The sequence below is a fragment of the uncultured Aquimarina sp. genome, assembly GCF_947500065.1.
Taxonomy (GTDB): Bacteria; Bacteroidota; Bacteroidia; order Flavobacteriales; family Flavobacteriaceae; genus Aquimarina.
On sequence record NZ_CANMQT010000006.1, the window covers coordinates 191,132 to 206,162 of the forward strand.

A 15,031-nucleotide genomic window follows, 5' to 3' on the forward strand; every position below is an offset into this window, starting at 1 on the left:
TCTAATTACTATGGAAAAACTAGCATCTTTTATATTTTATAAAATAATGAAATGGAAGATGATAGGTGATTTCAACAGTGATACTATAAAAAAATGTGTTGTCATTGCAGTTCCGCATACTAGTTGGCATGATTTTTATTTAGGGTTATTGATTAGAAGGGTAAATAGAGTAAAGATCAGTTTTATGGGAAAAAAAGAGCTTTTTAAATGGCCACTTGGTTGGTATTTTAAAAAAGTTGGAGGAATTCCGTTAGATCGAACTTCTGGTCAGAATAAGGTAGAAGCTATTGCAAAAGAATTTGAGAAGCGTGATGAATTAAGATTAACCCTAGCTCCTGAAGGTACTAGGAAAAAGGTGTCTACCTGGAAAACGGGGTTTTATTATATTGCTAAAGCTGCTAACGTGCCTATCATTATGGTAGCTTTTGATTTTGGAAAGAAAAGAGTAGTAATTTCTTCTCCATTTTACCCTACGGACGATATTGATAAAGATTTACAGTTTATGTATGGTTTTTTTAAGGGTGTAAAAGGAAAGATTCCAGAATATAGTTTCGAACCTGATGCTTAAAATTTCTGAGTGTTTTCTTTTTTAATTATTTCTTTTTTAGGTTTTTCTTCTTCTAAGGCTCCTCCTCCAAAAAGTAGTTCAGTGCTAGAAAATGTAGTTCCGAAAGTTTTTGCCGCCAAATAAACCTGTGATATAGCACTTTCCACTTGTTCTGTGCTCAACTCTTTTAATGGATGCACGTATGCCGACCAAAGGATTCCGTTGGAGATTGCGTATTTTACATCTAATGCAGAATGGAAATTGGCTGTCATGGAATCTAATAATAAATCTTTATCAAGATTGCTGGATTCCGTAATCGGAGCTATAATTCGCATTCTATTATTTTTTGCATCCGTAATACATAGCATAGGCGTTTCTTTATAGACAAATTGCCAGTTTCCGGCTATTCCTCCTAACGTATCCGCCTTTCTGGTAATAATCTCTCCAAGAGTTTCATTATTCATGTGTTGAGCCTGAGAAAACAATCCCAAGCTAAGAAATACCCAAAAGATCCACTGCTTCATAATTATGTTAATTTTTAATTGAGTCGAAAGGATTGTTTAAACATAACAAAAAAGACTGCCTTTAATAGACAGTCTTTTCATAAAGTATTGTTATACTTTTATTTACTCTTCAGCAGAGGATTCTTCCATAGTGTGATATACATTTTGTACATCATCATCTTCTTCTATTTTTTCTAGAAGTTTTTCTACGTCAGCAGCTTGTTCTGTTGTTAATTTTTTAGTGACTTGTGGGATGCGTTCAAAACCAGAAGATAGGATTTCTATCTCACGGGTTTCCAGTTCTTTTTGGATAGCACCAAAACTTCCGAACGGGGCATAAATTAAAATCCCATCTTCATCCTGAAAAACTTCTTCTGCTCCAAAATCAATGAATTCAAGTTCTAATTCTTCAGGATCAAGCCCTTCTCCATTAATTCTAAAATTACAGGTATGGTCAAACATAAATTCTACTGATCCGGATGTTCCTAAATTCCCATCACATTTATTAAAATAAGATCGAATATTAGCAACTGTTCTGTTGTTATTGTCAGTGGCAGTTTCTACCAAAATAGCAATACCGTGTGGAGCATATCCTTCAAAAAGTACTTCTTTATAGTCGCTTTGATCTTTATCAGAAGCTTTTTTAATAGCACGTTCTACATTGTCTTTAGGCATGTTTACAGATTTCGCATTCTGTATTACCGCTCTTAGACGTGAGTTTGAAGCTGGATCGGGCCCACCTTCTTTTACAGCCATTACGATATCTTTACCAATACGAGTAAATGCTTTGGACATTGCTGACCAACGTTTCATTTTACGTGCCTTTCTGAACTCAAAAGCTCTTCCCATAATCTAATTTTAAAATCTGAATACAAACATAAGTAGAAACCAAATGTTTCACAAGTGAAGATTCATTTCTACTTTATATTTTTTATTCTTCATCTACAATTCCATCAATTGCCTTGGCAAGTTTAAAATCCTGTTCAGTAACACCATCAGCATCATGTGTTGATAAACTAATATTTACAACATTATAAACATTAGACCAATCCGGATGATGGTTTAAGGCTTCTGCTTCAAAAGCGATACGGGACATTGCTGAAAAGGCATCTTTAAAGTTTTCGAATTCGAAAGAAGTATGAATTGCGTTATCTTCATATTCCCAACCATCCATTTTTTCTAGTCGAGAGGCAATTTCAGTTTCAGTTAATTTCATAGTACTATTGTTTATTTATTAAAATTCGTTTTTAATGTGATCTTAAAGCCCTAATTCTTGTCGTAAGACTTCATCTTTATTATTGTTTTTTCCCCAATAAGCAGATTTGATACGCTGAAGTTTTGTGGCTTTAGTAGTCAATTCTTTTGCATTAGCACCAAAACCACTTTTAAACGTTTCTGTCCAGCTTTCTATTTCATAAGGGAAGGAATTGTTAAAAGTAATACTGATGCTTCTGTTTAATTCGGGATATTTTATCTCATATGTATTAGAGTTGACATTCTTTTGTATAGAAGCTTTTGCAGCATATGCTTTGATTTCCTTATGTTTAAGTCTACAGTATTCAAAAGAGGGAATAATTTTTAGATCTCCTTGAGGCAAATTATCAGGATCAATTCTGATTTTTGCCCATAATTCATTCTCAAGAATATCCTTGTCTAATGTAATATTCTGATCTGCCTCTCTCTGAAAATAGGAGTGAGATATAATATCATATTTTTCTCGATTATTTAGTTGAGCATATACGTGCCCACACCATTCTTGCATAGAGCTGGATACTTTTATTGCATGTTGGTTATCAGCAACAGGATAAAAAGTACTTTGCATAATAGAATATGGGTAGATACCAGTGTTAAACTTTTTAGTTGCATTTAGTTTTAAAACAGGAACGTTATCCGTATTTTGATAATCAGCTTTGACTTGTTCTTTTGGTAAAAAATCTTCAGTTACATAAATAAGTATAGCTTTTCCTTCTCTTATTTCTCCATACCTGGCTTGTTCTAACTGATAAGATGTGATTTCTGCATTACCGGCATACCAGTATTTTTTAAAGCTTTCTGAAAGTTCTTTTACTGGTTTTAAAGCTGATGCTGTATTTTCGATAATTACTTTTTCAGCATTTTTGTTCTTTTCATCTGCTTTGATATTACTGCAAGCAATAATTACCAAAGCACCTAATATTCCGAATAGGAGCAATGACTTTTTCATAATATTTTTTTTATGCTTTAATATAGCAAATTACGATAAAGCTATGATTCTGCAAGTTCTATTAACGTTTCATAAACAAGTTGAACAGGCAATCCCATAACATTAAAATAACTACCTTCTATATGAGTGATGCCGATATATCCAATCCATTCTTGTATACCATACGCACCTGCCTTATCCATAGGGGAAAATGTATCTACATAGTAATCTATTTCTTTAGAGGTAAGTGATTTAAAGGTAACTTTCGTGGTTTGATTTATGATTTTAGTAGTACTTGCTGTCTTAAAACATACAGATGTAATTACTTCATGAGTTTCTCCAGACAATGAAGCTATCATACTCTTAGCATCTTGGATACTTTTGGGCTTTCCGATTGCTTTGCTGTGATGCCAAACAATCGTATCGCTTGTAACCAAAATATCATTTGATTTAAGTTGTGTAAACTCATCTGCTTTTAGCTTAGCTAAGAAATCCGATATTTCAGAAGCGTTAAGATGATCCGGATATATTTCTTCTACCTCTTTTAGTTGAATGGTAAAGTCTAAATCTAAATCCTTGAAGAATTGTTGTCTTCGTGGTGATCCTGAGGCTAGAATAAGGTTATGGTCCTTTAGTAATTTCTTAAGCATATCTTATTTTAGAATATATTGATATAATAATAAAGAAAGTGAAGCTATAAATAAAACTAGTTTTAGAATAAAACTTAAAGTTTTAAAGTCTTTATTGTTTTCTGCACTCCAACTTTTAAACATAAAATACAAAAGCGGAGCCACAAGAAGAGCCAAAACTAGTACTACGGCTGTGGAATTACTGAATAGATATGTATAAACATAATAGATGATCAATCCAATTGGAATTATTGTTAACCCACTAACAAGCTTTACTGTACGATCTTTACCTAAGGCAATAGGAATTGTTTGTAAACCAGCATTATGATCTCTATCCATCATTAGGCAATCTTTGATAATTTCTCTAATCGTAATAATTACGAAAGCGAAGATGGAATAGTCAACTATAATCAAAAAGATAACTTTTTGAGAAGCTCTGTTCTGTTCAGTGATAGCAGGTAGTAAGTCAAAAATCGTAACTGAAATTAAACCTAAAGCCATTAAAAAGGCAATTAAAATATTTTTGAGAACCAAAATCTCTTTTAAATATGTCGAGTAAATATAAAATATACCGGATACCACAATAAAAAGAGAAGCTAACTTTGGTTTTCCAATCATATTTGAAAGATAAAAACCAATACCAACTCCAATAACATTAAAAATTATAAAAAGACGGTTCATGATCTTTTCAGAAATAACAGTCTCTGTCGTTTCTTTTTGAGTACTATATTCTTTGTTCTGAATATGAATCATAACATTTGCTGCTGCCACTAAAGAGATTGTAGAAATTATCAAAAGTGAAATCCCGAATCCATTTAAAGTAATATCAACGTCAAAAGGCTCAAAAAGGCCATATTTAATACATAGCTGCGCTAGTGCTATAAGAATTAGATTATCGAATTTAATTAGCTTTAAATATGCTTGCATAAATGATTACTTTGATTAGTCCGCAAATGTAGTAATTAATCTTTTTTATACCTGTATTAACTTAACTCCTTAATTCTGTTGTTTTATTGGGGTATAGCCCTTTGTTAACGTTAATGGTGGGTTAACGGTATTGAATTTTTCGATTTCATAAAAAGTATGCTATAAATTTGATCTCATCAACAATCAAAAAACGAATAGTAATGCTAAGAATCATCATCATTTTATTTGTAGTGTCCAGTTCTTTTGGACAAACAAAGTATCAGAAAGACTTTGATCATTATTGGAAAACAGTAGATCAATATTTTGGATACTTTGATGTTCAGAAGACAAATTGGGATGAAGTACGTAGGATTTATCAACCTTCTGTAGATACAATTCAAAATGATGATGATTTTATTCGTCTTTTAGAAAAAACAAATAATGAACTTTATAACGGTCATGTAAGTTTAAATAAAAACTTGGCTTCATCTAGTAGATTACTGCCAACAGGTACTGATATTTGGGTGTCTTATAAAAACAATCGTTTTATAGTGTCTGCTATTAGAGAAGGGTTTCCTGCAGAAAAATCAGGCTTATCATTAGGGATGCAAATAACTGGATATAATGGAGTTTCTATTTCTGAAGGTATAAAAGCGTTTTTACCTAAAAGCGTTAAAAAACACACCAATATAATGTATGAATATGCAGCCAATCTTTTAATAGCTGGAACTCATAATACAAAAAGGAGATTGAATGTTAATGACTCATTAACATTCAATCTGGAAAATGTAACTAATAATGGTTCAACAAAACTTGTAGAAGGAGAGGTTATAGATCATAATATTGGATATATAAAAATCAATAATTCTCTAGGTGATAATAATACGATTCAGATTTTCGATAAAGTTTTAGATAGCTTGCAGAATACCAACGGAATCATTTTGGATCTTAGAGATACACCTAGTGGAGGGAATACAACTGTGGCAAGAGCTATCATGGGACGTTTTATCACAAAAGAATCACCATATCAGAGACATCGTTTTTTCTATGAAGAAAAAATGTATGGTATAAAAAGAAATACAATAGAGTTGGTTTCTCCAAGAGGAGGAAATTATTACAAATCGTTGGTCATTCTTTGTGGTAAATGGACGGGTAGTATGGGAGAAGGAATTACTATTGGGTTTGATGGGATGAATAGAGCAGAAATAGTAGGAACGGATATGGCGGATTTACTGGGTGCGATTTATAATTTTACACTACAAGATACTAGAATTGGGTTTCAGATCCCTGTAGAAAAGTTATATCATGTAAATGGAACACCGAGAGAGGATTTTAGACCAAAACATTATATCTTAGATACCCAAGATCAATTGCAGAAAGCAATTGAAATTATTAAAGAATCTTTATAATGAAGCAGAAAGTAAATACACTCATCATCACATCTATTATAGCTTTAATAGCACTATGTGCGATACAAGCATATTTGATATATAATACCTATCAGTTAAAGAAAGATCTTTTTATTAGAGAAACTAAGAAAGCCATTAGTAATATTGATAATACCAAAGAAATGGATTCATTGGCAGAGGCTTGGTATACGCATCTTAGTGAAAGTCTTATTGAATACAAAAAGAATAATATTCGTAAAAAAGAAGCTCTCAATAGGTTTAAACCTATAACGGATTCTCTTAATCATTTGTTTATATCGTATTATAAAAAAGAAATAGCTAGTCGTAACTTAGAATATGATATACAATACAAAAAAGATATTAAAAGTATTGTGATTTTTGAGGAAGAAGAAATGGACTCTATTTTTTCTGCAGCGGATGGTGAAAATGTCTATGCTTTTGGAGAAAAATTTTCCAAAAAAGATGAAGTTGTTATGAGTAAAGCTCGATGGTTTACAGATTTAGATTATGAGAATGATATTAATGGAGGAGTTATCGATGTATCTCTGGATATAGAGGTAAGAACTATAGATTACATCAATATTATTGGGTGGAAACGAATAGTATTTAGACAAATGGCCACTTTATTTATCGTATCAGTATTATTGTTTCTTTTTGTGGTGAGTTTATTATTCTACTCCATTAGAAATCTAATTCGTCAGAAAAAGTTAGCAGATATAAAAACTGATTTCATTAATAATATTACTCACGAGCTTAAAACCCCGATGGCAACCTTAGGAATTGCATCCAAAAGTTTAAGAAAAAGCGAGATACAAAACTCTCCAGAAGCCTTTGATAATACGTTAGATATACTGGATCGTCAGAATAATAGATTACAAAAACTGGTGGATCAAGTAGTTACCAATAGTTTGGGATCAGAAGAAATAACACTTAAAAAAGAAGAGGTGTTAGACGATACTTATTTTCAGAATGTTCTTAAAGATTTCGAATTATCCGTTCAGGATAAAAATGTGAGTATTACATCAAAAATTGAATTTAGAGAGGTGCATTTGAGTATCGATAAATTTATGTTTACTACTGCGTTATTAAATGTTTTAGACAATGCTGTTAAGTATGGTAAAGAAAAAGTAGAAATAGTTTTCAGAACCTATTTAAGAGACGATCAATATGAGATATCTATTCATGATAATGGGATAGGAATTCATGAGAAGGAACAACGTAAAATTTTTGAAAAATTCTATCGAATTAGCAAGGGAGATGTTCATGATGTAAAAGGATTAGGATTAGGGCTGTTTTATACAAGTCAGATTGTTAAAGCACATCAAGGAACTGTTACTTTAGAAAGCAAACCAGATTTAGGAACCACATTTACTATAACGCTACCTATAAACGAATAATTATGCAGTATATATTATTAGCAGAAGATGATTTTGATTTCGGAAGTATCTTAAAACAATATTTAGAACTTCATGGATATAAAGTGATTTGGGCTCAAGATGGCAAGGAGGCGCTGCAAGTTTTTTCTCAAGAACAATTTGATATCTGTGTTTTTGATGTAATGATGCCTAAGATGGATGGTTTTACGCTAGCAGAAAAGGTGATAGAGTTAAACCCTGAAATTCCTTTTATTTTTCTTACTGCCAAAAAAATGAAAGAAGATAAAATCCGCGGATTAAAACTGGGAGCAGATGATTACATCGTGAAACCTTTTGAAGCAGATATTCTGGTGTTAAGACTTCAGAATATTCTAAAACGTTCACAGAGAGTTCAAACCATAAGAGAAGAAATTATAGCAATAGGTGATTATAAATTTGATCCAATCAATCACTGCTTAAAGCTACATGAAGAAAAGCAAAAGTTGACAGAGAAAGAAACTGTATTAATTCAATATCTGTACGATCATAAAAACACAATGATAAAACGAGATAATTTGCTAAAAGACGTATGGGGAAATGACGATTTCTTTTCCGGTAGAAGTATGGATGTGTTTATAAGTAGATTAAGAAAATATTTTAAACAAGATAAAAATATAACGATAGAAAGTGTAAGAGGAGTAGGGCTTACTTTTAATTTAGAATAAATAGTATACATCAATCAAAATCAAATCATATGAGAACAGTAATCAAAGCACTTATCTTTTTTGTAGGATATAGTGTCATTAGTCAAACAAACATTCAAAAATTAGAGCACAAATTAGATTCTATTTATAAAAACAGTAGTATTAGTGGCTTCGGTGTTTCGGTTATCACGCCAGACGAAATACTTTTTGAAAAAGGATTTGGATATGCGGATAAAGCGGTAGAAAAAGGATATACAGTAAATACAATACAAAATATAGGATCTGTTTCTAAGACGTTTATAGGAATAGCACTTATGAAAGCTATTGAACAAGGTAAACTATCCGAAGATACGCCGATTAACGATATTCTTCCATTTAAAGTAGAGCATCCTAAATTTCCGGAAACACCAATTTTGGTAAAACATTTAGCAACACATACTTCTTCAATTTTGGATACAGAAGCGTATGAAAAAAGTTATGTTTTAGAACCAGATAGTACGTTGGATTTAGAAAGTTATACAAAAGAAGAGCAAAAGGAATATAAGGCGATGTCTGCTAATAAGAAATACAGTCTTAAAGATTTTCTTTACAATCATCTAAATCCTGAAGGATTGTGGTATTCTAAGAAAAATTACAAAAAACAAAAACCAGGAGAACGCTATGAGTATTCAAATGTCGGTTCTGCTTTACTTGCTTTTGTAATTGAATTAGCAACCGAAACTCCATTTGAAGAATATACGAAAAAATTCATTTTTGATAAGTTGAATATGAATAATACAGGCTGGTCGTATGCTTCAATTGATGCATCTAAGCACTCCAAAACGTATACAGAAACAGGAAACGAAATACCTAAGTATAGTTTGATAACGTATCCAGATGGAGGAATTAGAAGCAGTGTTAAGGATCTTACATTATATCTGCAAGAATTAATGAAAGGACATTATGGTTCCGGTAAAATCCTGGAGAAGGAATCATTCACAGAAATGATGTCACCTAAAATATCCAAAGCACAGTTTAATACTAAGAAAGAAATAAAAGATAACTACGGCTTTTTTTGGGAGGTATCTCCAAAAGGAAAAATGGGGCATAATGGATCTGATCCAGGGATTCTTACACTTATGTACTTTAATAAAAACGAAAAAGTAGGAGCTATATTTTTTATGAATACTTCTGTAGAGGGAGATAAGGAATTAATCAAATCTGTCCAGAACATATGGAGGTCAATAAAAAAGTATAAAAAAGACTATATCAATACGATATAAAATATTTCAATCATCAACCTGTCCGCCTCGGGCGGATCAAAAAACAAATATCATGAGAACATTAGTAGTATTAATAGTAAGTTTAATTTTTGGTTTATCTATAGCCAAAGCACAAACAACAGAAACAGAGTCAACAAAATCTTCATCAGAGTTTTCGATTACATACGACTCAGATACGCCTAACAAAAAATACTATAGATCTTTTACTGTGTTAGACATGGATGATGATTATAGAATAAAAGTTAGATTTATGAAATCCTTAAAATCTAATGTAAAATCATATTTAATAGATCAGTTTGGAGAAGAAAAAATGAAGATAAAAGAAGACACATTTCTTTGGGTTGAAATGGTAGACGAAGAAGAGATGTATGAGATAAAATTAAAAGGAAACAAATTGCGAATCAATGTTAGTAAGGAATTAGCATCTGATAAACTAATTAAAAGGTTCAAACAAGTTGGAGAAGAATTAAAAAAAATAACTTCTAAATCGGAAGAGATTTAAAATCAAAATAATTACAAACATCAATCAATAATCTGTCCACCTAAGGTGGATCATTAATCAAAAAACGAGTATTATGAAAACAATCATTTTTATGGTATGTGTAGCGTTAGCTATGCCTACTGTACACGCACAAACAAGTTCTAATTCTAAAGTAACAGTTAACTATTCCAGCGATGATACGGGCGATAAGGGATATAAAATAAATATTTCGATTTCCAATACGGATGATATTTATAGCTTAAAGGCAAGTTTCCCATCTCATAAAACAGATGATGTGAAAAGGTTTTTAAATGATCATCTGGATACAGAAATGTCTAAAAACTATGGGTACTATACTTGGAACCATGACAACAAAGGAGAAGACGGGTATAAGGTTAAATTGAGAAAAGGAAAATTATCTGTCTTTTTGGATAAAGAATCGGTATCTATTGATCTTGTAGATGACTTGATAGATGTTTTTAGTGATCTAAGAGAGTTAATTAAAAACAAATAACAAGTATTCTTATGAATAAAGTAATCGCTTGGATGGTGTTTTTTATGTGCGTCATTTCGATCAATGCCCAACAGACTCAAAAGAATTTTCTTACTACTAAACAAATATCAGATTTATATAATTTGATGATTACTGAAATAGAATACCTCGACGCAGAGGCTATAATGGTAAGAAATAAAACAAAAGAGGTGGATTGGGATGAATATAAAGAATATCATAAAAAACAGTTTATTAAAGCTGATAGTTATGAAAGTTTGAGAAAGCATTTTTTTGATTTTGGAAAAGGTTTCACGAGTGGACATTCTTATTTTAAGTTTAAGTATCCGATAAAAAAAACGAATAAAGGAAAACAAGAGAGTTCTATTAAAATAGGATTTACATACCCAGAAATGTGCTTCTTCGATTTAGAATCAAAAAAAACGATATCAAAAATTAATGGTACAGCAATTAAAGATGTTTTTGAAAAGTTTGTGAATTATGAAACTAGAGCAAATGGAATAGTAGCTTGTCAGTTTGGTTTTAAATATAGATTCGAAAATAGTTTTCTAAAAATAGATGGAGAATTACCTAAACAAATACTATTTGAAGATGGTAGTAAAAAGGAGGTGACTTACTCTGTGAGTAATACAGATGAGACATCATATGATCGTTATAGAAAACGTATTGAGGTAGATAAATACCAAGATTGGGAATTGATACAGAAAGGATATAAAACTGCTTTGTTCAAGAAGAATAATATAGCTTTAATCAAAATAAAAAACTTTGCGTTTAAGAGAAGTAATAGTGATTTACGATGTGCTATAGATGCAGGTGATTCAACTGTTTGTTCAGATATTACAAAACTGAGAAATGGTTTGAAATCTATTGAAAATAGCGTGAACTATCTAATTTTTGATGTTCAGAGTAACCCTGGTGGGAATGAAAACTCATCGTTTCTGGCAGAATTTTGTCCATTAGAATTTAAAGACCTTAGAGTACAATACAAAAAAACTCCTGTTCTTGAGGACAATGATCTTAGGGCAGAGTTGTCATATGGTTTTGAAGGTGCAAATAGATGGTTTGATGAAATCATACAAAATGGGGTTTATGAAAAAACAGAAAATGGAAGTTTTTTACCTGCAAGAGGAGATTTCTGTCGAGGTGGAAATAATTGTGAATTGGAGTATATTCAGCCTAATAAAACTGCTAAACGTAAGTTTAAAAAAATAATCGTTTTAGCTAATGAAAGAACTGCTAGTTCTGCAGATGATTTTGTGTATAGAATGAAAGAATACGGTAACGCAATCATTGTGGGTCAACCACAATCTGCGGATCTTACTTTCGCTTTAATAGGTGTTGTGTTTTATTTAGATAATAAAGGAGATATAAAGAGAATGTATATAGGTAATAATCAAAGGGATTATGATGTTCCTGGTGTTGAACTTTTTCAATTTTCAATACCATATTCTCGAACCGTTGATATAAATGGCGAAATGCTTCAAGGAAATCCTCTTAAACTTGATCTGTTGGTTGAAATTACTAAAGATAATTTTGAAAATCGTGAACGTAATGTGCTAAATAGAGCTATTGAGAAGTTTACTGCTAAATAGAGGAATCATATTATTCTAAAAATAGAAAATGAGTCTTATCCATGACGATAAGACTCATTTTTTTTATAGCAAACTTCTATATAGTTACTCAATGAAAAATAATCGAATTATTCGATTAGAGAATGTCAATATAAATAGAGCGCTCATGTCTATTGCCTTTGTAGAAGATTTAATAGATGCGTTTAGCGATTTACGAGAAATTGTAAAAAATAAGTAATCTTTAAGGGGAATTTTCTTAAGAGCACAGGATATAACAATTGTATTCTGTGCTTTTTGTCTTTAGGTATTTTAGAAGCCAAAAGTTAAAATATTTTAAGATATACGCGTTATGAATAGACTAACTTAAAACCTAACAAAATGAAAAATTTTATTCTTTTCGTTTTTGTGTTTTTTTGCACTCAAATCTATGCGCAACGATCACAAAAACCTTGGACAAACAACCCTGATTATAAACAAGATCTTATAAAATCTCAAAAGGAAAGCTTGAATTTGAAGCATCTAGCCAGGTATTTTGAGAAAATTAATCAAAATAATAAGGTCGATGTAAAAACAACAGAAAAACGATCATCATTACCTGAAGGTATTTCTTTCGTTAATGGATTGAATCTTGCCTGGATTCAATATGGAAGAGATATTGGTGTTGATCCGTTTTCTTCCAGTAATCAGTATCATCCGGAAATGAATAAGTTCAATGAAGCTATGGATTTTGTAAAGAATCAGGGAGGTAATGTTATCAGATGGTGGTATCATACCAATGGTTCTACGAATCCAGTTTTTGATACAAATCAAACAGTTAAGCCCAATCCCTCTTTCTTTCATGAAGATGTAAAGAAGATATTAGATCTTGCTCAAAGCAAAGGTCTTAAAGTACAGATTTGTCTTTGGTCTTTTGATATGTTGAAAGATCAATGGGCGGTAGATGCCGCTGCAAATAAAAAGTTGCTTACTCAGGACTATTATATGAACGCTTATATTAATAATGCGTTGCTTCCCTTAGTCAATTTTATTGGTGACCATCCCGCATTATATGCTTGGGAAATTTTTAATGAACCCGAAGGGATGACAAATCAATATGCTGGGCATTGGGAAGGATTTAAAGAAAGAATTACCATTCCTGATATTCAGAAATTTATTAATGTGACTGCTGGAGCTATTAGAAGAGCCCAGCCAAATATCAAAATAACCAATGGCGCTTTAGGTTTTTTGACTAACGTAGAAGATGCAGAAAAAGGATTCTGGAATGCCTATTCTGATACGAATCTTAAGTTTCAGGGAAATGATGATCAAGGGTATTTAGATTTTTATAATATACATTACTATAACTGGGCACGTTCAAAAGGGTCGCCTTTTCACAATAATTATGATGCAAACAAAGTAGATAAAGAAGCGGTCATAGGAGAATATTATCCTGATGACTTATATTTTAATCAGCAAGGTGGAGATAATGATCATAATCTATCTACAATACAAGCTGAAGATTTAGGAACTTCGATACTGGACAATAATTGGGCAGGTTCACTTGTGTGGTCCTGGACAGATAGAAGTTCATCTAGTGAAAGAAATAGAATTGCTACTATTATCAAAAACGTTAGCGATAATGAAGGCCCTGTGATTGTGGAAGAAGTGTCATTTAATAATGCTTCCAGAACTATAACATCACAAGATTCATATGCTTTTGAAATAAACTATACCGCTGCAATCGATCGAGAGATTGTAGTAGAATTTTGGGCTTCGGATAGGTGGTTGGGAGAAAAGAAGGAACGTGTCTCTTCTGGCACAGGAACTCAGAATGTCACTGTAAATCTCCTAAACCCTCCACAACCAGGATCGGGATATTTTTATAAAGCTTATATAAGACCAGTTGGTACTACCTGGCAGGAAGCAATTTATAGAACAGAGTTTACGGATGTCACCGTAATAGATGAAATAAATGATGAGGTAGCTTTTATTAATCCTGCCTTAGGTATAGAGTCCCAGAGTTCATATACTTTTGATATAGCGTATTCTGCTAAATTAAATCGAGAAATTGTAGTAGAGTTTTGGGCTTCAGACAGGTGGTTAGGAGAAAAAATGGAAACTGTTTTTTCGGGTAATGGAACGAAAACAATCAAAGTAGATTTACCCAGTCCTCCACAACCAGGATCAGGATATTTTTACAAGGTACACATTCGACCTGTAGGGACAACATGGCAAGAAGCCATCGATAGAGATGAATTTACAGGTGTAACGGTATTGAGTAACCAGTTAATAGCTAATGGTACATATTATATGGAATCAACTCAATCTAATCAGCGTGTTGTATGTAGATGGAGAGAAGGGCATAGTGCCAAAATGCTTAATCCAAGAAATAGCAATGATCAAAGATGGATATTTAATCATATTGCTAATAATGTTTACACTATAAGGAATAAAGATACTAATAGATACCTTGAAGTACGAGATGCTGCTTGTAGTAATGGTGCAGATGTAATGTCATGGTATAGTGCTAATGATGATCATCAAAAATGGAAAGTCCAAGCAAATGGTAATAATTTTGCTATTATACCGATGCATTGTCAACAAAAGGCACTAGATAGAGCTGGAGGGTTTACTAATGCGAATATACAATTGTGGGATTTTAATCCATCGAATAACAATCAAAAGTGGGAAATCATTCCTTCTGAAAGGAATCCAATAAGCTTTTCGAAAACAGAAAAACAAGCGGGAAGAGAAATCTTAATGTATCCAAATCCAGCAAATGAGTCTGTCTCTATTTCTGGTCTGGAAACGGGCGATAACATTATGGTATATGACCTCTTAGGAAAAATTATAAAGCAATCTGTGGCGTCACAAAGTGAAGAAATGATAGTAATCTCAGATTTAGAAGCTGGGTATTATAATATTTCTATTGTAGGTAAAGAACAAATCACCTTATTAAAAGAATAGATTAAGCATTATGATAATCGGATGA

At 32.0% G+C, this 15,031-nt stretch carries 16 protein-coding genes; 10 read left to right on the plus strand and 6 right to left on the minus strand.

The genetic code is table 11. From position 1 onward, the window contains the following. The first annotated feature begins 10 nt into the window (after positions 1–10). Positions 11–568 carry a 1-acyl-sn-glycerol-3-phosphate acyltransferase gene (locus tag Q0975_RS18010; protein ID WP_299439203.1) on the plus strand — a complete coding sequence of 186 codons (558 nt, stop codon included), beginning with the start codon at positions 11–13 and terminating at the stop codon, positions 566–568. Here Q0975_RS18010 and Q0975_RS18015 read toward each other — a convergent pair. From Q0975_RS18015 to Q0975_RS18040, 6 genes are all read right to left on the minus strand, one after another. Continuing rightward, entirely contained in the window at positions 565–1,071 is a 507-nt protein-coding gene (locus Q0975_RS18015) for a hypothetical protein (protein ID WP_299439205.1), read from the minus strand. The two genes, Q0975_RS18010 and Q0975_RS18015, sit on opposite strands and share 4 nt — an antisense overlap. A gap of 102 nt (positions 1,072–1,173) precedes the next feature. Beyond that, positions 1,174–1,899: a YebC/PmpR family DNA-binding transcriptional regulator gene (locus Q0975_RS18020; RefSeq protein WP_299439207.1), complete on the minus strand. Its 726-nt coding sequence runs from the start codon at positions 1,897–1,899 to the stop codon at positions 1,174–1,176. A gap of 82 nt (positions 1,900–1,981) precedes the next feature. Beyond that, a complete protein-coding gene (locus Q0975_RS18025; protein ID WP_299439209.1) occupies positions 1,982–2,266 on the minus strand; it encodes a 4a-hydroxytetrahydrobiopterin dehydratase in 285 nt (94 codons plus the stop codon). Positions 2,267–2,308: 42 nt separating this feature from the next. Further along, a complete protein-coding gene (locus Q0975_RS18030; protein ID WP_299439211.1) occupies positions 2,309–3,253 on the minus strand; it encodes a septum formation inhibitor Maf in 945 nt (314 codons plus the stop codon). Positions 3,254–3,294: 41 nt separating this feature from the next. Further along, a complete protein-coding gene (locus Q0975_RS18035) occupies positions 3,295–3,882 on the minus strand; it encodes a Maf-like protein (protein WP_299439213.1) in 588 nt (195 codons plus the stop codon). Positions 3,883–3,885: 3 nt separating this feature from the next. After that, positions 3,886–4,788, minus strand: coding sequence for a geranylgeranylglycerol-phosphate geranylgeranyltransferase (locus tag Q0975_RS18040; RefSeq protein ID WP_299439215.1), 903 nt, complete (start codon positions 4,786–4,788; stop codon positions 3,886–3,888). Between the two features lie 200 nt (positions 4,789–4,988). Between Q0975_RS18040 and Q0975_RS18045 the strand changes: the two genes are divergently transcribed. The 9 genes from Q0975_RS18045 to Q0975_RS18085 all read left to right on the plus strand — a co-directional run bounded on the left by Q0975_RS18045 (position 4,989) and on the right by Q0975_RS18085 (position 15,006). Next, positions 4,989–6,176: a S41 family peptidase gene (locus tag Q0975_RS18045; protein ID WP_299439217.1), complete on the plus strand. Its 1,188-nt coding sequence runs from the start codon at positions 4,989–4,991 to the stop codon at positions 6,174–6,176. Next, positions 6,176–7,573, plus strand: coding sequence for a HAMP domain-containing sensor histidine kinase (locus Q0975_RS18050; RefSeq protein WP_299439219.1), 1,398 nt, complete (start codon positions 6,176–6,178; stop codon positions 7,571–7,573). Before Q0975_RS18045 ends, Q0975_RS18050 begins: the two co-directional genes overlap by 1 nt. Positions 7,574–7,575: 2 nt before the next feature. Continuing rightward, a complete protein-coding gene (locus Q0975_RS18055; protein WP_299439221.1) occupies positions 7,576–8,256 on the plus strand; it encodes a response regulator transcription factor in 681 nt (226 codons plus the stop codon). A gap of 29 nt (positions 8,257–8,285) precedes the next feature. Beyond that, positions 8,286–9,497, plus strand: coding sequence for a serine hydrolase domain-containing protein (locus Q0975_RS18060; protein ID WP_299439222.1), 1,212 nt, complete (start codon positions 8,286–8,288; stop codon positions 9,495–9,497). Between the two features lie 52 nt (positions 9,498–9,549). Next, on the plus strand, positions 9,550–9,999 hold the full coding sequence (locus tag Q0975_RS18065; protein ID WP_299439224.1) for a hypothetical protein: 450 nt from the start codon (positions 9,550–9,552) through the stop codon (positions 9,997–9,999). A gap of 73 nt (positions 10,000–10,072) precedes the next feature. Beyond that, on the plus strand, positions 10,073–10,492 hold the full coding sequence (locus tag Q0975_RS18070; protein ID WP_299439226.1) for a hypothetical protein: 420 nt from the start codon (positions 10,073–10,075) through the stop codon (positions 10,490–10,492). Positions 10,493–10,503: 11 nt separating this feature from the next. After that, entirely contained in the window at positions 10,504–12,081 is a 1,578-nt protein-coding gene (locus Q0975_RS18075) for a S41 family peptidase (RefSeq protein ID WP_299439228.1), read from the plus strand. 91 nt (positions 12,082–12,172) lie between these two features. Next, entirely contained in the window at positions 12,173–12,298 is a 126-nt protein-coding gene (locus Q0975_RS18080; RefSeq protein ID WP_299439230.1) for a hypothetical protein, read from the plus strand. 140 nt (positions 12,299–12,438) lie between these two features. Then, the gene (locus Q0975_RS18085; RefSeq protein ID WP_299439232.1) at positions 12,439–15,006 is read left to right on the plus strand and encodes an RICIN domain-containing protein; all 2,568 of its coding nucleotides are present in this window, start codon (positions 12,439–12,441) and stop codon (positions 15,004–15,006) included. Positions 15,007–15,031: the final 25 nt, after the last annotated feature.